General features: G+C 38.5%; 23 protein-coding genes. 4 read left to right on the top strand and 19 right to left on the bottom strand.

Going from position 1 to position 18,832, the window contains the following annotated elements:
- The first annotated feature begins 100 nt into the window (after window positions 1-100).
- Window positions 101-1,300 (top strand): nucleotidyltransferase, encoded by a 1,200-nt coding sequence (locus SB717_RS08970; protein ID WP_071270915.1) that lies wholly within the window; start codon window positions 101-103, stop codon window positions 1,298-1,300.
- Window positions 1,301-1,328: 28 nt separating this feature from the next.
- Here the strand turns inward: SB717_RS08970 and SB717_RS08965 are convergent, their stop codons facing one another.
- Window positions 1,329-2,345: a SepM family pheromone-processing serine protease gene (locus SB717_RS08965; protein ID WP_312035979.1), complete on the bottom strand. Its 1,017-nt coding sequence runs from the start codon at window positions 2,343-2,345 to the stop codon at window positions 1,329-1,331.
- On the bottom strand, window positions 2,335-3,132 hold the full coding sequence (locus SB717_RS08960) for a patatin-like phospholipase family protein (protein WP_074677371.1): 798 nt from the start codon (window positions 3,130-3,132) through the stop codon (window positions 2,335-2,337). Before SB717_RS08960 ends, SB717_RS08965 begins: the two co-directional genes overlap by 11 nt.
- Before the next feature lie 466 nt (window positions 3,133-3,598).
- On the opposite strand from SB717_RS08960, the gene ylbJ reads away from it, so the two are divergent.
- Window positions 3,599-4,807: a sporulation integral membrane protein YlbJ gene (ylbJ, locus tag SB717_RS08955; protein ID WP_074677373.1), complete on the top strand. Its 1,209-nt coding sequence runs from the start codon at window positions 3,599-3,601 to the stop codon at window positions 4,805-4,807.
- A 59-nt stretch (window positions 4,808-4,866) separates the two neighbouring features.
- Here the strand turns inward: ylbJ and coaD are convergent, their stop codons facing one another.
- The gene (coaD, locus tag SB717_RS08950) at window positions 4,867-5,361 is read right to left on the bottom strand and encodes a pantetheine-phosphate adenylyltransferase (RefSeq protein ID WP_013058982.1); all 495 of its coding nucleotides are present in this window, start codon (window positions 5,359-5,361) and stop codon (window positions 4,867-4,869) included.
- A gap of 35 nt (window positions 5,362-5,396) precedes the next feature.
- Window positions 5,397-5,966, bottom strand: a complete 570-nt coding sequence (rsmD, locus tag SB717_RS08945; RefSeq protein ID WP_074677375.1) for a 16S rRNA (guanine(966)-N(2))-methyltransferase RsmD — start codon at window positions 5,964-5,966, stop codon at window positions 5,397-5,399.
- Window positions 5,967-6,578: 612 nt separating this feature from the next.
- Here rsmD and SB717_RS08940 point away from each other — a divergent pair.
- Entirely contained in the window at window positions 6,579-6,965 is a 387-nt protein-coding gene (locus tag SB717_RS08940) for a DUF7147 family protein (RefSeq protein ID WP_013084871.1), read from the top strand.
- A 74-nt stretch (window positions 6,966-7,039) separates the two neighbouring features.
- Here the strand turns inward: SB717_RS08940 and SB717_RS08935 are convergent, their stop codons facing one another.
- Window positions 7,040-7,315: a YlbG family protein gene (locus tag SB717_RS08935; RefSeq protein ID WP_013058985.1), complete on the bottom strand. Its 276-nt coding sequence runs from the start codon at window positions 7,313-7,315 to the stop codon at window positions 7,040-7,042.
- A gap of 77 nt (window positions 7,316-7,392) precedes the next feature.
- Between SB717_RS08935 and SB717_RS08930 the strand changes: the two genes are divergently transcribed.
- Window positions 7,393-7,707: a hypothetical protein gene (locus SB717_RS08930; protein ID WP_045292867.1), complete on the top strand. Its 315-nt coding sequence runs from the start codon at window positions 7,393-7,395 to the stop codon at window positions 7,705-7,707.
- A 5-nt stretch (window positions 7,708-7,712) separates the two neighbouring features.
- On the opposite strand, the gene SB717_RS08925 is transcribed toward SB717_RS08930, so the two are convergent.
- The 14 genes from SB717_RS08925 to hisC all read right to left on the bottom strand — a co-directional run bounded on the left by SB717_RS08925 (window position 7,713) and on the right by hisC (window position 18,830).
- Entirely contained in the window at window positions 7,713-8,159 is a 447-nt protein-coding gene (locus SB717_RS08925; protein ID WP_410903591.1) for a YlbF/YmcA family competence regulator, read from the bottom strand.
- Window positions 8,160-8,259: 100 nt separating this feature from the next.
- A complete protein-coding gene (locus SB717_RS08920; RefSeq protein ID WP_029715049.1) occupies window positions 8,260-8,646 on the bottom strand; it encodes a carbohydrate-binding protein in 387 nt (128 codons plus the stop codon).
- A 99-nt stretch (window positions 8,647-8,745) separates the two neighbouring features.
- Window positions 8,746-8,982 (bottom strand): YlbE-like family protein, encoded by a 237-nt coding sequence (locus SB717_RS08915; RefSeq protein WP_013058988.1) that lies wholly within the window; start codon window positions 8,980-8,982, stop codon window positions 8,746-8,748.
- A 5-nt stretch (window positions 8,983-8,987) separates the two neighbouring features.
- The gene (gene ylbD, locus SB717_RS08910) at window positions 8,988-9,398 is read right to left on the bottom strand and encodes a YlbD family protein (protein ID WP_013058989.1); all 411 of its coding nucleotides are present in this window, start codon (window positions 9,396-9,398) and stop codon (window positions 8,988-8,990) included.
- An 82-nt stretch (window positions 9,399-9,480) separates the two neighbouring features.
- Window positions 9,481-10,068, bottom strand: coding sequence for a lipoprotein heptaprenylglyceryl N-acetyltransferase LhaT (gene lhaT / locus SB717_RS08905; protein WP_182003304.1), 588 nt, complete (start codon window positions 10,066-10,068; stop codon window positions 9,481-9,483).
- A 133-nt stretch (window positions 10,069-10,201) separates the two neighbouring features.
- Window positions 10,202-10,969 (bottom strand): menaquinol-cytochrome c reductase cytochrome b/c subunit, encoded by a 768-nt coding sequence (locus tag SB717_RS08900; RefSeq protein WP_016765461.1) that lies wholly within the window; start codon window positions 10,967-10,969, stop codon window positions 10,202-10,204.
- Between the two features lie 110 nt (window positions 10,970-11,079).
- Window positions 11,080-11,754, bottom strand: a complete 675-nt coding sequence (gene qcrB / locus SB717_RS08895; RefSeq protein ID WP_013058992.1) for a menaquinol-cytochrome c reductase cytochrome b subunit — start codon at window positions 11,752-11,754, stop codon at window positions 11,080-11,082.
- Between the two features lie 3 nt (window positions 11,755-11,757).
- Window positions 11,758-12,258, bottom strand: coding sequence for a QcrA and Rieske domain-containing protein (locus SB717_RS08890; protein ID WP_013058993.1), 501 nt, complete (start codon window positions 12,256-12,258; stop codon window positions 11,758-11,760).
- Window positions 12,259-12,462: 204 nt separating this feature from the next.
- Entirely contained in the window at window positions 12,463-12,921 is a 459-nt protein-coding gene (locus SB717_RS08885; protein WP_234483714.1) for a YpiF family protein, read from the bottom strand.
- 117 nt (window positions 12,922-13,038) lie between these two features.
- The gene (locus SB717_RS08880; RefSeq protein ID WP_013058996.1) at window positions 13,039-13,584 is read right to left on the bottom strand and encodes a ReoY family proteolytic degradation factor; all 546 of its coding nucleotides are present in this window, start codon (window positions 13,582-13,584) and stop codon (window positions 13,039-13,041) included.
- Window positions 13,585-13,681: 97 nt separating this feature from the next.
- Window positions 13,682-14,944 (bottom strand): tetratricopeptide repeat protein, encoded by a 1,263-nt coding sequence (locus tag SB717_RS08875; protein WP_153255001.1) that lies wholly within the window; start codon window positions 14,942-14,944, stop codon window positions 13,682-13,684.
- A gap of 298 nt (window positions 14,945-15,242) precedes the next feature.
- Window positions 15,243-16,532 (bottom strand): 3-phosphoshikimate 1-carboxyvinyltransferase, encoded by a 1,290-nt coding sequence (gene aroA, locus SB717_RS08870; RefSeq protein WP_074677377.1) that lies wholly within the window; start codon window positions 16,530-16,532, stop codon window positions 15,243-15,245.
- A 21-nt stretch (window positions 16,533-16,553) separates the two neighbouring features.
- Entirely contained in the window at window positions 16,554-17,654 is a 1,101-nt protein-coding gene (locus tag SB717_RS08865) for a prephenate dehydrogenase (RefSeq protein ID WP_029714674.1), read from the bottom strand.
- Window positions 17,655-17,726: 72 nt separating this feature from the next.
- Window positions 17,727-18,830: a histidinol-phosphate transaminase gene (gene hisC / locus SB717_RS08860; protein ID WP_074677379.1), complete on the bottom strand. Its 1,104-nt coding sequence runs from the start codon at window positions 18,828-18,830 to the stop codon at window positions 17,727-17,729.
- Window positions 18,831-18,832: the final 2 nt, after the last annotated feature.

Raw genomic sequence — 18,832 nt, 5'->3', positions numbered from 1 at the left:
GTACTTAAATATGCTTTTTTGTAAAAATTTCTTACTTTCATAAAAAAATGTTTTTAAAACAAAGAGCTAGACTAAAAATAATAAATTAAAAGGAGACATTATGCAAGCAGTTGGAATAATTGTCGAATATAATCCTTTTCATAACGGACATGCTTATCATTTGCAGCAAGCGAAACAACAAACCGGAGCAGATTGTGTGATCGCTGTGATGAGCGGGCATTTTTTGCAGCGCGGAGAACCTGCTCTTGTATCGAAATGGTCCCGCACAAGAATGGCTTTAGCCGCTGGTGCAGACTTAGTCGTTGAATTACCCTATGCTTTTTCTACTCAAAAAGCTGAAACATTCGCAAGCGGCGCTATTTCTATTTTAGAATCTCTTCACGCTGACTTTGTATGCTTTGGGAGCGAAAATGGCAATATTGACTCATTTACCCGCACCTCTGATTTGCTCGAAGCTCATGAATCAGAACTATCCGCTTTAATTCAACAAGAGATGAAAAAAGGAAACAGTTATCCAAAAGCAGCTTCCAATGCTTTCTTACAGCTTTTTACGGAGGCTCCTATTGATCTATCTCAGCCAAATAATGTGCTTGGAATGAGCTATGTAGCTGCCATAAAAAAACAGCATGCATCTATTAAACCATATACAATCACTCGAATTCAATCACATTATCACGATGATTCACTGTCTTCCTCTTTTATTTCAAGTGCCACAAGCATACGTAAAGCTATTTTTGACACCAGCAGCCATGGGGACCTGAGCAAGCATATGCCAGTTAGTACAGCAAACGAATTAGCAGCTTACAAACAAGCACACGGACAGTTTCATCATTGGGAGCACTATTTCCCATTTTTGAAATACAAATTATTAACTACTCCACTTTATGACTTACAGCGTATTTATGAAATAGAAGAAGGTATTGAACACCGGCTGCTATCTTATATTTCTTCATCTACTTCATTTGAAGATTTTTTAACAAATGTTAAAACGAAGCGATATACGAGAACCCGTTTACAGCGCATGTTCGTTCACCTTTTAACCAATACAACAAAAAGTGAGATGCAGCAAGCTGATCCTTATATTCGCTTATTGGGAATGTCAAAGACAGGACAAGCCTATTTAAAAACAATTAAGAAAAAGGTGTCCCTTCCTATTGTATCCACTGTATCGCAATGTAAACTAAAAGAAATTGATACCGATATTAAAGCGACACATGTTTATAGTATGCCTTTTCAAGAGCCTCTGCGCTCTCAGTTTATGAAACAAGAATATACGCAGCCTCCTATCATTTGGCCATAAAAAAATCGTCTGCAAGAGACGATTTTTTTTATGGTTTCAGCTTTTCTAAATATGTTACGGCATCCGAAAATGAATCTACGGGTACAATTTTCATATCACTGTTTATTTTTTTAGCTGTCTTCACCGCTTCTCGGTAGTTAGAGCCAGCAGCTCCTTTTTCATTTGGTGCAAAGAAAATCTCTGCTCCTTCTTTATCTGCCGCTACAATTTTTTGCGAAATACCTCCGATTGGTCCTACCTCTCCTTTATCATTGATCGTCCCTGTACCTGCAACGCGGTGGCCTTTTGTCATGTCCTCTTTAACAAGCTGATTATAGATTTCAAGCGAGAACATCAGTCCTGCTGAAGGCCCTCCTATTTTTTCAGTATCAATATGTATACCCGGCTTGACTTCTAATTCTTGGTTCGTTTCTAAGGCAATTCCTAGGCCTACTCGTTTCGGCTCGTTAGGAAATGCTTTAACTTTTAAAGTATGTTTGCTTTCTTTGCCATCTCTTTTTACATAAATTGATACTGAATCTCCTGCTTTTTTAGTCGATACGTAGTTGATTAAGTCCTCCGCAGTTTGAATTTTTTTCTCGTCTACTTTCGTCACTACATCTCCAACATGAAGTTTTCCATGTGCGGGCATATTTTCTACAACATATGTAACATATACGCCTTTATTGTGATAGGAAACGCTCTTTCCAGCTGCTTCATATGCTACTGAAATAGCGGCATTTTTTGACGTATCCATCATATGTAATTGCCTTGTCGAGTAATCTTCATCGCTTTCACCCTGCTGCAAAATTTGCTTTGTAGGGAAAATTTCATGAAAGTCCTGTATTTTCGCAAGACCATATGAAAGAGGAGTTGCTCTGCCCATTCTTACAGTTGTAAGCATAAACGTCCCTTTTTCATGGTATCCATCTTCTACCTTAATAATAGGCGCAAGTTCTTCTGCCATTCCAGGCTTTGTAATGTAGTACGGCAATGGATAAAAACAAAGCATTGCCACCACTGCAATAACAGCCAAATATACCAAAATTCTAATTCTAGATTTCACTTTTTTTGTTCTCCTTCCAATGATCAATTGCTTGTAGAATAGAAGGCAACTGCTCATGCGCTGCTTGTTCACCAATTAAAATCATTTCTTGAATGTTTGTAAACGCCCTGGAACTAAAGGTATCGAGATTAGGGCGAATCATGATGTCTGAAGCAATGGTCCGATGAGCTACTAGCTCATCTTGCAAAATATCTAAACTTTGCATAATGACATCAAAAATGGAGCTGATTTCTGCATTTACTTTCGCTTTTGATACATCGACTCCAATGACAATATCAGATCCCATCTCTTTTACAACCGATACAGGAATACGGTCCACTACCCCGCCGTCTACAAGCAATCGCCCATCAATTACTTCGGGAGCAAAGATTCCTGGAATTGAAATACTTGCTCTCACCGCTTCAGCGATAGGTCCTTTTTTAAACACCACTTTCTCTCCTGTTTTCAAATCTGTCGCTACAATGGCAAACGGTATAGATAACTGTTCAATGTTTCTATTTTGCGTAAAGGTCCGAACCAACGACTTTACTCTGTTGCCCGTAATAAATCCCATTTTGGGCACGGTAAAATCCAAATAATACTTTCGTTTGAACGTTAGCGCCATTTTATAAAGAGTTGCCAGTTCAATACCTGACGCATATAGTGCACCAACTAAAGCTCCCATGCTGCTGCCAGCTAGAAAATCAATAGGAATGTTATTTTCTGTTAGCGTTTTGATTACTCCTAAATGTGCAAAACCTCTAGCTCCACCTGAGCCTAACGCAACTCCTATTTTTGGGCTTTCCACTTTACCTGCCCCCTCGTTTTACCTTATAGACTTCTAAAAATGTAAAAACATTTGATGAGCTTCTCTATCATTGTTGCCCTGTCTTCAGTAGGACTATTCTTCATTTTCTATTTGTTCATTTGGTATGAAGCTAAAGATATGGTTTGCTCAATCCACGGTGGTTATTAAGCATTATACTATACTGAAGGTTGTTTTAAGAAATTCTTACTCTTCTCTTGCTGCGTATAGGTTTTTTTACTCCTTGACTATCCTAGAAGTGCATTGATTTATGTATATGAATTGTATTTCCAAATGTGACAAGACGCCTTTTTATTCAGTATGAATTTATTTTCTCCTTACACATAGGCATAAAGTCGATGCATAGCTTCGTATATTGATATATAGAAGAACTTGTACATTTGCCTAAAACTCCTCATTTCATTCATATCAAAATGACGTGAGCTTAGAAAAGGAGATGAATCGTTCGTTGAATAAATCGATGGTGAAAACACTTTTGCTCGGGACGAGCGTAACACTTCTCGCTATTGCGCTTATCGTATATCCAAAAGAAGCGCTAGAAGGTTCAGTGAGAGGTCTCAATACATGGTGGAAGGTCGTCTTTCCTTCTCTGCTGCCCTTTTTTATTGTTTCAGAAATGCTTATTGGGTTTGGCGTAGTGAAGTTCATTGGGATCTTATTAGAGCCGTTTATGAGGCCTTTATTCCGAGTACCTGGAGTAGGGGGTTTTGCTTTAGCCATGGGCATGGCTTCTGGGTTTCCTTCCGGTGCAAAAATCACTTCCCGGCTGCGCCAAGAAAAACAGCTAACAGCTATTGAAGCTGAAAGACTCGTATCATTTACTAACTCATCTAACCCTATTTTTATTTTTGGAGCTGTGGCAGTTGGCTTTTTTCACAATCCAGCGGTCGGTATCATATTAGCTCTCTCTCATTACATAGGGAATATTTGTGTAGGACTGGTGATGCGTTTTTATGGATCAGCAAAACCTAAAGGACAAGTAATTCAAAAACCTTCTTTATCGTTAGCTTTTCATGAAATGCATAAAACGCGATTAAAAGATAAGCGTCCTATCGGCAAGCTTTTAGGAGATGCGGTTACTTCTGCAGTTCAATCTCTCTTAATGATTGGCGGTTTTATCATTTTATTTTCTGTATTAAACAAACTTTTATATGTTACTCATATCACGGCCGTTTTAAGCAGCGGTCTAGCTTATTTATTTTCCCTTTGTCATATAGGGACTGAACTGAGCCTGCCCTTTATTTCGGGACTTTTTGAAATCACGCTAGGAAGCCGCCTAGCAAGCGAAGCACAGGACACGCTGCTGTTTCATCAAATTATCATCGTTAGCTTTGTATTAGGCTTTAGCGGTTTCTCCGTTCAAGCACAAGTGGCTAGCATACTCGCCGAAACAGATATTCGATTTTTCCCGTTTTTTATTGCACGCATTTTCCACGGGTGTTTTGCGGTAGTATTCACTATCTTTCTATGGGGTCCTCTTCGAGAATCCATTACTACTTTTCAAGCATCTGAAGGAGCACTGCCGGTTTTTTCTCACTTGGAGTCCGTTACGATTCTATCTCAGTGGCTAAACGTGTACGGTCCGCTCTTAACGATTTTTACGCTGTGCTGCTATATTTATATATATTCAAAACGAGCGTTTCTTCATCGCTCCTAGTAAAAAAAGAACGTGACGTTTTCTTATCGGCAAAGAAAACATCACGTTCTTTTTTCATCTTATTTTTGAGACAGCTGTTCAAATTTTTCCGCAAGCGCTTCTCTAACAGGGGGAGGAACTAATTCAGAAATATTCCCGCCATATTTAGCTACCTCTTTTACAATACTAGAACTCAAAAACGAGTATTGATTATTTGTCATCATAAATAACGTTTCGATTTCTTTATCTAATACGCGATTTACAGATGTGATTTGCATTTCGTACTCAAAGTCCGATACTGCACGCAAACCTCTTAAAATGGTCTTTGCCTGCTTTTCTTTTGCATATTCCATTAATAATCCACTGTACGACTCTACTACCACATTAGGAAGTGATTTTGTTACTTCTTTCAGCAAAGCTACTCGCTCTTCCCCTGTAAATAGAGGACTTTTTGAGGAGTTATTTAAAACAACCACATAAATCGTATCAAATACATTTGCGCCTCGTTTAATAATATCAAAATGTCCATTTGTAACTGGATCAAAGCTTCCTGGACAAACAGCTATACTGCCCATACGTATCCCCTTTCTACATCTAACAGCTCATTGATTTATTCAACTGATTCTTCTTTTTTGTATGTATAAATAGAAACACCAATGATACCGTACGTTTCGCTTTTTATTTTTTCAAATAAACCAATCTCATTATCTAAATGTACATCATGAGAATGCTCCGCTACAATAATTCCTGTTTTTGCTAGAAGGTTTTCTTCACTTACCGTTTCGATAAGCGCTTTCAACTTTTGTGCTTTATACGGTGGGTCAAGCAAAAGTAAATCGACAGCCAGCTCCCTTTTCTTTATCGCTTTCAATGCACGCTCTGCATCATTTCGATACACTTCAGCGCGGTCTTCTAACCGGCAGGATGCTAAGTTTGCTTTAATCGTCTGAATCGCTTTGCCATCCCGATCCACAAAAATGACTTTATCTATTCCTCGACTTAGAGCTTCAATTCCCAAGCCACCGCTTCCACCGAACAAATCAAGAGCTGTTCCACCTTCAAAAAACGGTCCAATCATATTAAAAATAGCTTCTTTCACCTTATCTGTTGTAGGGCGGGTTGAGTATCCTGGAACCGCCTTTAACGCATGGCCTTTATATAAACCTGCTACTACTCTCATCCTTATCACTACCTTACTTTTACTTCCTTATTCTTCATTATCCTAACATATTTTGAATTACAAAGACTAGCAAAAATCCTCAATTTATTCAATGCTGTATGCATTCTGTGCAATAACCCAGCAGCTTGCTTTTATGCTGGACTTTTACGACCGTGTCCTTAGATACACTGATTCTTTTCTAAAAGATACACCTATGCAGATCATTCGGCATTTCGTTCATAGAAGATTTCCTTTACTTTAATATGTCATCATAAACGTAAATTTACCCTTTTTCTCTTTCATGTTATCAGTCTTTTATGTTTTAAAAAGTGAATTTCACCAGACAGGTATATGAACGTCTAAAACGGACATACTGACTAGTAACAACATCATCTAACCGATGTTGTTGCCAACCGCGGAGAAGACTTACGTTTCCCCATAAGTTCTTCCTCCGGTTTCTCCTCTCCCTTTGCCTTCATCAAGGTGCTTGTAATCGCAGAGGTGATTACACCCCTTTATTGAAGGGCCCTACAATGAGTAGTTGTAGGGATTTTTTTATTTACTCCTAAAATATTCAGTGATACATTAAACTACGTGAGTTTGCTTTTTTAATACATAGAGGGGGAAATACATATGATTCAGCGTTTTATTGAGCTCGGAGAAGGGTATTCAGATATTTATGAGCTGTTAGAGATTGTCAAAAGCAACAAACATCGTCTTGCTCATCTTATTATGCTGCGAACAGTAAAAGAAGATCGACAAGTAGCTTCTTTTGTCGCTGTCTTGCATCCAACAGCTGAAGGGAATTTCCAACCGCTTTACGTTTGCCGTGAAGGAATTGTTTTAAAACAAAACGACAGCAAGCGCGTTGAGTTATTTAAACGAGCTGCTGAGGAAGCGGGAAAAGAAATTGTGGTACTCGATGTCAAACCATCTACTACTTTTCCAGAAACAGCACTATACTATCAGCACCTTATTGGCATTTTGCGAATGAACCGCTTTATTCCGCCAATGCAATAACCTCATCCCTGCCTATTCGTTTGCTAAGGCCAAGTAAAATATAAAAAGGAATGTACACTACATTCCTTTTTTGTTTAAATTCCTATCTTATAGTCATATTCCTTCGCTTTATCCGGCTTTGAATTTTCGAATTCTGTTTTTAAAAACGGCCGATAAGAAGGATCTACTTTCTTCACAAAAGGTAGAGACTGAAGTTTATGGATTGTTTTTTCAATGCCATCTTGGTTGCAATATAAGACAACATACTTTAATTCTTTAGATACGTAATGTACATTTCCGTACTTTCGCAATGCTTTTGCTTGCTTAACAGAATGCACATACGCCACAATTCCTTGACGTTCAACAAACATATTTAGTTCCCCTTTTGCATACGTTATATTGGTTTTCTTTATCATAAATTCTTTTATATGAAGTAGGTGCTTTATGTATGAATTTAGATGATATCTGGATGATCTTTCTTACTCATTTTAACGAGCACAGAGCTATTGAACAAGTCATTTTCAAAAAAATCACAAATATACCCTTTTTGTATATAAACACATCAATTGAGCGTAGAAAAATAGATGAGCTTCTAGAAGCTTCATCTATTTTTGCTACATCCAATACAAATGCTACGTGGCGCTCGAGTTTTGTCAGAAGTCAGCATCTTACTTATGTCTATCAGCACAGGTTTTACGTTCCACAGCGTAAAATGGCCTGCTGCGGAAATTCCTGTGCTGATTGCATTCGATTTATACAGTGAACGACTTATGCGCTGCACCCACAGCTTCCACCAGATCCGCAGCCGCCGCCGCAGCTGCTTCCCGTATCAAAAAACGGATTTCCCGTCGGTACTTTAACGTGCTCTGAAACAGCTTGACCAAGGATAACGCTAATTTCATCAAGCAGCTTTTGTAATTCATTTTCTGCTTTTTTGAACGCAGCGATTGTCGCGTGTAAATCAACTTGACGCTTTACATCACGCACTTGTCTCGTAATGGTTTTATAATCAGGATGATATTTCCCAAATCGCTGAACATCCTCATACTGTTCCTTTATTTTCACAAATTCAGTAATTAATGCCTGTGCATGTGAATCTTTATTTAATCTATATAAACATTGACGATAGTTCTCGGCTACGTCTGATTGTAACACCATGTTAGCTACGTGATCAGACTCATCGAGTAATTCAACAGTTCTCATTGTTGTCAGCATGGCTGTGCACCTCCGTTTTTATCTTATCACGTTTTGGATCTAAAGAAAAAGAACTTGCTAAAACAGCTTACACTGATTTACTACAAGTTCTACTTTTTAACTATATAATTTCAACCGTAAAGGTATTCCTCACCTGATAACTTTCTTCTTTTGATTTCATTAGTTCAATCGTAACCGTATGAGATCCTTTTGGAAGATCACTTAAAACAAAGGCTGCTTGCTTCATTTCTTTAAATGGTTTTCCATCTACTGTTATTTGAAGAAATCCACTCTCTGTTGAAAATGAAAACCCGCTTAGAATACATTCAACGTATACGTTCTGTCCTTTCACATGCTGGTGGACCATCAGTGAAGGTTTTGCATTCGTTTCACCAAACGTTTCAGCTGCCCGCGGTTGAGAGGAAATTTTAGTTTCAGGTTTTGGTTTATCATGGTTGCACCCTAGCAGAGAAACTACACATAAGGCCGTCGTTAATAGTAAGCGCATCATACCATTCCTTTATCATTCGTTTCTCCATAGTGTTTACAAACTCTTTGTTTTTACTCATGACGTGCAAAAATCTCTGCATCGCTATGTATGCAGAGATCATTGATTTTTCATGGACTGAAACATATGAAACATCATGTTTGCCATTTGAATCGAATTCGAAAACTTTTCGACTTTATGAGGAATCGTTTGTTTGTAGTAGTGCTTGGATTCTAATTCAAATTTCTCCAGTTCTTCAGGATTTCTAGATAAACGCCGGTACCACATTGGCTGTTCACGAACAAAGTCGTTGAGTTTAGGACGAGACTGCATATACTCGTATATATCTTTTCTCATTGCGTTTAATCTTTCCTAAAGCCAAATGGATTCCCTGGCCCGGAAGCTGCTCCTCCACCTGATGGCTTAGATGGTTGAAATTGCTGCAGTACTTGTTGAATATTCGAAATAGCGGAATTTACATTTGTGATATGATTTTGCATTTGATTCAAGTCCATGTTTTTCAGTGAGGATACAATTGTACCCATAATATCTTTTTTCTCCTCTGTTGCAGCAGCTGGTTCAGCCTTTGCACTTTCTTCTGAACGATATGCCTCCCACATTGGATCTTCTGCACCGAATAAATACCAATCTTCATAGAGCTCTTTCCACGTTTTTTGCTGCTTTCGAACCTGTTCTACTAATTTAGGATGTGATTTTACAAATTGTTTAAATTCCACAACGGACGGATGAAGCTCTCGTTTGGTTTCCTTCACAGTCACTCACCTCATACTTAAATATAGCCTACTATATCTTAGAAAAAGAGAGCTCGTTTCGTGCGCCTATTTCAAAAATTTTTTACAGCTGTTTTTTTGAAGAAGCACGAACTGTGAACCAGTATGTAATGAAAATAGATAAAATGCTTAGCCAAAATGTAAAATAGCCAATTTCAGACATATACGCATTGAGCATGCTGTATCTTGGCATCATAGAAAAAACGTAATCAATGATATCATTATGTACGGTCCATACAGCGGCAACAGCTAAATGCCATAATTTAATCCGATAAAACGGTACGTATAAAAGCCCTTGAAAAGCCATTGCTGCATGAGAAGCCATTAACATAAGCATCATCCAATCAATGTATCCTGTTAACACATAGACCAATACATTCATTATAACGGCCCAAATCCCGTATTTAAACAGCGTGATCATTGCTAAAGCTTCAAATAGTGAAAAATGTTTTCCAAGTAAAAGACCGATAAGTACAATAACAAAAAACAAGCTTGCTGTTGGACTATCAGGTACAAATAATAAAAACTTTTTAGGCGTTTCTGCTAATTGACTTCCATACCAAATATATCCGTAGATTGTTCCTAGTATATTTACAATCAGCAAAAGCGTTAAAAAACGCTTATCTTTTAAGGTATACCATAACCAAGCCATTCATAAAGTCTCCTTTACATTTAATCTCTTCTTTATTATGTACAGTTTTTGGACAATAGCAAGCACCTATCTCATTGATATAAACCACAGCATTAAATAAATTCAAAAAAACCAGCCTTTTGGCTGGTTTTCATTATTCTTTTCCTAAGTTTCCGACAAATTCCGAGAGCGTTTTCAATTCTTTATCTGAACCTTTGAAAACACCTTTTGGCATATTGCCTCTACCATTTTTTGCAATCTTGGCGATTTCTTCAGGAGATAAATTAATTCCTGTTAAAGCCGGAGCCGCAGGGCCTCCTTGTAAGTTATCACCATGACAGGTCAAGCACGTTTGCTTTTGCATGATTTTGTAGCCTTCTGAATTTTTGTCAATCGCTACTTCTTCTCTAATTTTCCCTTGCTCTTCACGCGCTTTCCAATCTACCTGTGTCGCTGACTGCCACGTTAGGAAATAGACTGCTGCTATAGCCAAAAGCATGAATCCTGTTGCAAACGGCCTCTTAGCCGGTCTTCTTTCTGGTCCGCGATCAATGAACGGAGCAAGCATTAATGCGCCAAATGCAATCCCTGGAATAATAAATGCACCTATAATATTATATGGACCAGAAGCAAATGAATATTTAAGCAATTGATATAGGAACAAAAAATACCAGTCAGGAAGAGGCAAGTACCCCGTATCAGTCGGATCGGCAATACGTTCAAGAGGAGATGGATGAGCGATGGTTAAACATAGATAACCGATTAAAAAAACTGCCCCTACCATCCATTCTTTTAGTAAAAAGTTTGGCCAGAATGCTTCTGTTTTCCCTGGAAATTCAGAGTAATCTTTTGGAATATTGGGTTTTCGTTCTGCAGGAACACGTGAATCTCCAACAAACTTCATCCCTTTACCACGATGCATGTTCTCCCTCCTTTTTCTCACTGTTCTAGTGAAAGTACTAACAACGGAGTATGTGCTTGATGCATATGATGACTAGTGTGATTGAATACTTGAATAAAGCGTATAAAATTTTATAGTGGTCCTGAAATTCCTTGTTTACGAATCATTAAGAAGTGGGCACCCATTAAGCCAAGTAGAGCTCCGGGTAAAAAGAATACGTGAATGGCGAAAAAGCGAGTTAGTGTTTGAGCACCAACGATGTCTGGATGTCCTGAGAGTAATGTCTTCACTTGCTGGCCTATAATTGGTGTGGATTCAGCAATTTGCAAGCCTACTTTCGTTGCAAATAGCGCTTTCATATCCCACGGCAACAAATAACCTGTAAAACCTAAACCTAACATAACAAAGAAAATTAACACACCCACAATCCAGTTTAACTCGCGGGGTTTTTTGTATGCTCCTTGGAAGAAAACACGAAGTGTATGTAAAAACATCATGACGATAACCAAACTTGCTCCCCAGTGATGCATACCTCGAACAATTTGTCCGAAAGCGACTTCATTTTGCAGATAATAAACGGATTCCCATGCATTTTTTATATCTGGTACATAATACATGGTTAAAAACATGCCTGATAAAATTTGAATAACGGTAACAAAAAACGTCAATCCACCAAAACAATAAACAAATGCTGAAAAGTGATGTGCAGGATTTACGTGCTCTGGCACTTCATGATCGGCCACATCTCGCCATAAAGGAGTAATATCTAGCCGTTCATCCACCCAGTCATAGATTTTATTCAACATTTTCTATGCCCCTCCTTGTGGTTTGGCTTTTCCTAGATATAACGTACCGCCTTTTACTTTTTGAACGTATACATCTAACGGTCCCATCGGTGGTGTCCCCGGTACATTTTTACCGCTTTTTTCATACATTCCCCCATGACAAGGGCAGTAGAAACGATGTGGATAGTTTTTGTCACCAGCCCAGTTAACCGTACAGCCTAAATGCTTACAAATTGGTGACAGCGCGACGATTTCACCTTTATCAGTTTTGTACACCCAAGCTGATCTTGGTTCTTCTGATTTATGCCACGCATCCACTTGCTTGATTTTAAAATCGACACGTTTCGGCTCTTTTGTAATGTCTTTAACCTGCGCTACAGCTACTAAATCCTGACCCGCTTCTTTTTCCAAAATTGGATCTACTGCAAAGCGCACCATCGGCATTAACATTCCAGCAGCCATAAATCCCCCTACACCAGTGAGCGTATAGTTTAAAAACTGTCGTCTTGATACCCGATCACCCATGCTTTTCCCCCCTTTAAAAAAGTTCAGTCCAGAGAATTTTGGACACATGATGGACCATTCTATTAAACTAGGACATAATCATGATATATTAATATTTCTGGAAGGTCAATACAATAAAAACCTAAAACATGGAAATAATCTTTATTTTTCTAAATTTTTCGTCATTATTTTGTTTGCGCTTCCATTACTTATTCTACAGTCTTTTTAAACACTCCATTTCTCTACAAAAATCGGCAGGAGCTGTTGAACTTGTTCATGTATGAGCGTATACTTATGCGACTCGTCTATATGCTCAAGCGGTAAAGCAGGTATCCAAATGCAGTGAGCCCCTATTTCTTTTTCATACTGCAGCCAGTCTCGGTCGCTAGTAAGCACAAAAAGATGTTTGACTTCATTGTCATTTATATGCTCATTCCAGCGAAGTAATGTTTCATAAACAGCACCTACTCCATCTTTTTTTAAGTATGTAAAACTAGGTGTTAAAATCACTCTTCCTTTAAATTGCCTCTCCAACTCTTCAGTAAGAGCAGTCGTATATTCACTCATAGATGCAGTAAGCTTTAAATCTTCTCCGAAATCAATTGGAATGAGTGGAACCAATACGGTATCAACATAACTTTTGGATTGTAAATACACATCCATTTCCTTGGCCTGCAGCTTCAACTTTCTTCTCCTCTCAGCAAGCTTGCTAAGGCTTGTCTTATTTATTTTCCAAACTGAATAAGGAGATAAAAAAAGAGATTGACCTTTTTCTAAGAAGCTAGCCAATCTCTCGTTTATCTACTGTACATAATGGTTATTTAAATATTCGCTTAAGCGCTGAAATTCCTCTTTATCATTTTCATCTAATGCTTTATCAATTAGTTCCATAATTTTTGATCGTTGAAATTTCTGAATAGATTCTTCCAATATTTGCTCAGCTAATACTCTGTCTTTTTCATTTGTTTGATTAGCTTTTGGCATATACGGATTGTCTTCCAGTACAGCCACATATTGAGGCGATGAATACAACGATCGGAAGTTTAATTGAATATAAATGTCTTCTTCTCGATTCAAACGAATATCATGAAATGATTTTTCTGCATCGGTTGTCATGATATTTTCTTTATAAAAACGAAATGGAGGGTCTTCTACACAGTGCGTAGACATCACCATCCCGCGAGGACAAAACTGTGCTTGCTCAACGAAGTGAACTCGTTTCATCAATTGATCATGGCTCATCAAATAATTTAAAATCCATACACATTCTCTTCGCTTCAGCTGATAATTCGTTAAAAACCAGCGAACAAATTCTTTTTTCTCGTTGACAGTAACAGGGGTCGTCATATTCTCACTTCCCTCCTCTGTGTTTAAACTCTCAGTTAAAACACCTTTTACAGTTATTTATTCCACACGGCAGCAATAAAATCCTCTGAACTATTATTTATTCTTCTAATTGAAATAATATGTCTTGAATTTCATCTACTGTTGGATCCATGGCTAATAAGGCTTGGAAAATCCCCTTCGCTTTCGAGCGCTGTCCTTCTTCTAATAAGAAGTAGCCATACTCTTCTAAAAACGCATACTCTTCTTTAAAAACAGTGTATGCAGATTCGTAGTATTTTAGCGCTTCTTCATAATTTTCTAATTCCTGGTGAGCTTTTGCTAAATCCCATTCAAAATGAGGGTCATGCTCATTATATTCTTTGGCATGCTCGATATTCTCTACTACATCTTCATATCTCTCTTGACTCATATAAAGTTTAGAGAGAGTTAAAATGGCTTCAATATACCCTGGATCTAGTGCAATCGCTTGTTGAAATGCCGATTCAGCCTCTTCTTCTAGACCGCGCTTTAATGCAATCTTACCTTTAAAAAAGTATAGTTCTTTTTGAAATTCATCCTGTGCAATACCTTCGTTGACAGCCACCGCAGCCTCTTCTAGCATCTCTTCATGTTCATATGATTTTGCTAAATATAAATAAAGAGAATGGTACTCACGGTCTAACTCTTTTAGTTCTGTGAACTTTTCAATAGCGGTCTGATAATGACCTGCTTGATACGCTGAAATCGCATATTCGAATAGTGTGTTAATCTCAAGCTTATCTTTTAACGCTTGATCAAAATAAGGAAGCGCTTCTTCGAACTGGCCGATACCTGCTAAACTTTCAGCTAATCGCTGACGAAGATCCGTACCGTTAAATTCTTTTTCAGTTTTTAGCAGCGTTTGATAAAAAGGAATTGCCTTTTGATAAATTCCTTGACTGCTGTAAAATTCACCGAGCCCAAAATCTATAACCGGCTCATTTGGAAGCATTTTTTTCGCTTCCATTAACTTTTGCTCACTTACTTCACTAAGGCCTTGCATTTGATATAAGTCAGCTACAAGAAGCAGAGCTGGCACGTAATTATCGTCTTCGCTGCTAATTTGATTTAAAATATGAATTGCTTCTTCTTCTTCTTCTAAATCAATGAGCATTTCAGCTTTTAATAAATACAGCTCGCCTTCTTCTGGGTATTTAGCGATGAGCTCGTCTATTAAAGGCAGCGCATCATTTACTAATCCCCACTCCTGCAGCTGTTCAGCCATTAAAAACTTTTCTTCGTCTGTAGCTTTATCTTTCAATTCATGAATAAGAGCAAGGCCTTTTTCAATTTCATTGGATTCTACGTAACCTATCGCGCGGTCTAATTCTTTCACACACAATTCTCCTTTATTATTACATTCACTTTTTATATAAAAATAAAACGAATTAATTTTCTATTTTTCTCAAACCGAAGCAAGAACACATGCTTCTATACACCATGATAAAATAGTTTGAGCGTTTGTTCAACAAATCAATTTGAATACGCTTACATTTTTCTAGATGAAAACGAGATTGAGACATGAAACCTACGTTCACTATCTCAATAAAAAATCCGAACGAATTTGATTCTTCATTAAGAATATCAATTTATCGTTCGGATTTCCCTTCAACCAAAATTCGTTTGTCCCGGCCTCTTTCTTATTCGCTTAATTTATTAAGATCTTCAAAGAAAGTAGGATAAGAAACGTGAATGGCTTCACTTCTCTTTAGCGTTACATCTCCTGTTGCAATGACTGCTGCCACCGCAAGCATCATTCCAATTCGATGATCTCCGTAGCTGTCTACTTCACCGTGTTGTAAGGCCGTCTTGCCTTCAATAATGAGTCCATCAGCTGTTGGAGCAATAGATGCACCAAGCTTGCTTAACTCCGTCGCAACCGTATCGATACGGTTCGTTTCTTTTACTTTTAGTTCTTCCGCATCTTTAATAACCGTTTTGCCAGTTGCCTGAGTCGCCAAAAGAGCAATTACCGGAATTTCATCAATTAAACGAGGAATTAAATCGCCCCCAATTTCAATCCCTTTCAACTGAGACGTTTCAATCGTCAAATCGCCAATAGGCTCTCCATTTTGAATACGTTCATTGGAAATTGTAAGGCGTGCACCCATTTGCTGAAGCACATCAATAATACCTGTTCTTGTAGGATTGAGTCCGACGTTTTTCAAAACGATTCGGCTGTTTGGAACAATGGCTCCTGCAACAAGAAAGAATGCAGCTGAAGAAATGTCTCCAGGGACGTACACATCCGTTCCGCGCAGGGATTGTCCTCCTTCAATACTTACAGTCGTTCCATCTACCTCTACGTCTACTCCAAAGGCGCGAAGCATACGCTCTGTATGATCGCGTGATGTAAAAGGCTCGGTTACTTTTGTTGTGCCTTCGGCATGAAGTCCCGCAAGTAAAATCGCCGATTTTACTTGTGCACTTGCTACAGGAGAATGGTAATGAATTGCTTTTAATGCTCCTCCTCTAGTAGATAAAGGCGTATATTGGCCATGCTCACGCCCATCAATCTTTGCACCCATAGAGCGCAGCGGCACCGTAACGCGGCTCATTGGACGCTTGGCAATCGACTCATCTCCAATTAGAGACGTATGAAATGGCACACCGGCAAGAATCCCCAGCATTAAACGAGTAGTTGTTCCTGAATTTCCTACATCTAGGATGGAAGTAGGTTCACTTAATCCTTCGATACCTTTACCTTCCACTTCAACATACTCGCCTTCTCTTTTAATCGATACACCCATCTTTTCAAAACAAGAGATAGTACTTAAGCAATCTTCACCTGCTAAAAAATGATTAATCGTTGTTTTCCCTTCTGCCATCGCTCCGAACATCACAGCTCTGTGAGAAATCGACTTATCCCCGGGAATAGAAATTTCTCCTTGAAGAGATGAAAGATTCGTTTTTAATGGTTTTCCACTCATGTCATTCACACCTTTCGTACATTAAGAAATAAACGTCTGATATTGATGCTGATGGAGACACGCTCTTGCCCGCTTTCTATCTTCCTCTGTTTGAAAGCTCAAACGTAATACTCCGTATATGTCTTCTCGTGTTTCTAAAATTCGAATGTTTGTAATACTGATTTCATCTTCTGCTAAATAACCGGTTACTTCTGAGATAATACCCGGATAGTCAGGAACATCCACATAGAGATCGTAAAAGGATGGAATTGCTCCTTTGGTTCGTACAGGAAGCTGATCTCTAAATTGTTTTGCTTGTGAAAAATATGTATAGATATCGTTCGCATCTTTTCGTTCGATCATATTTCGCACGTCGTTCATTTCTTCAAGCCAGTGGTCAAACATTGACAGAAGCGCATCCTGGTTATGAAGCAAAATATCTCTCCACATCGCTGGACTGCTTGAAGCAATACGTGTAATATCACGAAACCCTCCAGCCGCAAGCTGCGAAACTAGCTGATTGTCTTGTTGGTAATATTCTGCTTGATGAACAAGGCTTGCAGCAATAATATGTGGAAAATGGCTAATGACACCTGCTAATTTATCATGTTCTTTTGGTGACATCACAATAATTTTAGCTTTTGTACCATTTAGCAATTCCTTTAAGCTGTCTAAAGCCTCCGAAGAAGTAGAAGATGAAGGTGTTAATACGTACATTGCATTTTCAAATAAATGAGCTTTAGAAGCAGCTACTCCGCTTTTATGAGACCCCGCCATTGGATGACCGCCGATAAACTCAATGCCTTTAGAAATAAGAACCTCGGCTGTCTTCACGACTTCTTCTTTTGTACTTCCTACGTCTGTTACGATGACAGACTGCTTGAGCGTAAAGTGTTCGAACTGTTTTAGTACTTCCGCTGCTTGGGTGACCGGAATGGCAATAACAATATAATCCGCTTGCTCAGCGCCTTGTTGCAGAGAAGAAGCCGCTTGGTCAATTACGCCTAGAGTTTTAGCGAGCTCCAGCTGCTCATGATTAATGTCAAAACCTATTACATCAAGATGATGATGCGTCTTTTTTATATTAAGCGCAAGAGATCCTCCAATTAACCCCAGGCCTATAACAAAAACATTTTCTTTCACTTTCCTTCACCTCATTGTACATATGAAGATGAGAGTGTGAAATCACACTCTCATCTTTTACTATATTAGGTATTAAGCTTTCGCCGTTTCTTGGTTAACAAACTGCTGAAGCAATTCAATGATTTGTTCATTTTGTTCTTTTGTTCCCACCGTAATACGAACGGAAGTTGGGAAGCCTAGTGCATTCCCTGAACGAACGATAAATCCGCGCTGCAATAAAAATTGAAACACTTCATCGCCTTGACGGCCAAAATCAATTAGAACAAAATTAGTGAAAGAAGGATAATAGTTTAAGCCATTCTTATCACAGAAAGCATAGTACTGCTGCAAACCTGCTTCATTTTTCTTTTTGCACTCTTCAATGAACGCTTGGTCTTCAAGAGCAACGATTGCTGCTTTTTGAGCCATGCGGCTTGTATTAAAAGGTTCGCGAGCCGGCTCAATTTTTTGTAGCAATGATTCGTTTGCAATACCGTAACCAATACGCAAAGAAGCTAAGCCGTATGCTTTTGAAAATGTGCGAAGTACAATTAAGTTTTCGTATTCATTCAAAAGCTCTACCGTATTCGGATAGTCGGCTTGATCTGCTGCATACTCAAAATACGCTTCATCCATAACAATTAACGTATGCTTAGGAACTTGTTTCATAAAGGAAATTAACTTATCGCCCTTCACATACGTTCCCGTTGGGTTATTAGGACTGCATACCCATACAATTGTCGTATTTTCATCAATGGCACGAAGCATAGCATCTAAATCATGATCTCCACCGCGCAGCGGTACTTCACGAATTTCTGCACCTTCAATTACGGCATTGTGCTTATATTGAGGAAATGATGGCGTTGGCATGACAGTATTTGTATCAGCCGATAGCAAAGCTCGGCAAATAATTTGAATGACTTCATCAGAACCATTTCCAAAAATCAGCTGATCTTGCTCTACACCTACGTGTTTTGCTACTGCTGCACGCAGTTCAGCTGCATAACCGTCTGGATAAAGCGCCATATTTTCAATTTCTGCAGCAATCGCCTCTTTTACTAAAGCAGAGCTGCCGTAAGGATTTTCATTGGATGCTAATTTTACAACGCGATCTAAATTAAATTCACGCTTCACTTCTTCAATTGGCTTACCTGGTTTATATGGAGATAAAGTTAGTAATTGTTCTTTTACCTTCACCG

The sequence above is a fragment of the Priestia sp. SIMBA_032 genome (assembly GCF_046535215.1).
GTDB lineage: Bacteria > Bacillota > Bacilli > Bacillales > Bacillaceae_H > Priestia > Priestia aryabhattai.
This window is presented reverse-complemented; position numbering and strand designations above follow the sequence as displayed.

Coding starts and splice junctions, on each gene's coding strand:
- SB717_RS08935 (WP_013058985.1), bottom strand. CDS start 7,315: ATGTTTGTTGAACGTCAAGGAATTGTGGCGTATGTGCATTCTGTTAAG.
- SB717_RS08890 (WP_013058993.1), bottom strand. CDS start 12,258: ATGGGTGATCGGGTATCAAGACGACAGTTTTTAAACTATACGCTCACT.
- coaD (WP_013058982.1), bottom strand. CDS start 5,361: ATGGGCAGTATAGCTGTTTGTCCAGGAAGCTTTGATCCAGTTACAAAT.
- lhaT (WP_182003304.1), bottom strand. CDS start 10,068: ATGGCTTGGTTATGGTATACCTTAAAAGATAAGCGTTTTTTAACGCTT.
- SB717_RS08900 (WP_016765461.1), bottom strand. CDS start 10,969: ATGCATCGTGGTAAAGGGATGAAGTTTGTTGGAGATTCACGTGTTCCT.
- SB717_RS08940 (WP_013084871.1), top strand. CDS start 6,579: ATGATTCAGCGTTTTATTGAGCTCGGAGAAGGGTATTCAGATATTTAT.
- SB717_RS08925 (WP_410903591.1), bottom strand. CDS start 8,159: ATGCTGACAACAATGAGAACTGTTGAATTACTCGATGAGTCTGATCAC.
- SB717_RS08970 (WP_071270915.1), top strand. CDS start 101: ATGCAAGCAGTTGGAATAATTGTCGAATATAATCCTTTTCATAACGGA.
- SB717_RS08880 (WP_013058996.1), bottom strand. CDS start 13,584: ATGACGACCCCTGTTACTGTCAACGAGAAAAAAGAATTTGTTCGCTGG.
- SB717_RS08915 (WP_013058988.1), bottom strand. CDS start 8,982: ATGAGAAAAGATATATACGAGTATATGCAGTCTCGTCCTAAACTCAAC.
- aroA (WP_074677377.1), bottom strand. CDS start 16,532: ATGAGTGGAAAACCATTAAAAACGAATCTTTCATCTCTTCAAGGAGAA.
- SB717_RS08920 (WP_029715049.1), bottom strand. CDS start 8,646: ATGCGCTTACTATTAACGACGGCCTTATGTGTAGTTTCTCTGCTAGGG.
- rsmD (WP_074677375.1), bottom strand. CDS start 5,966: ATGAGAGTAGTAGCAGGTTTATATAAAGGCCATGCGTTAAAGGCGGTT.
- qcrB (WP_013058992.1), bottom strand. CDS start 11,754: ATGTTGAATAAAATCTATGACTGGGTGGATGAACGGCTAGATATTACT.
- SB717_RS08930 (WP_045292867.1), top strand. CDS start 7,393: ATGAATTTAGATGATATCTGGATGATCTTTCTTACTCATTTTAACGAG.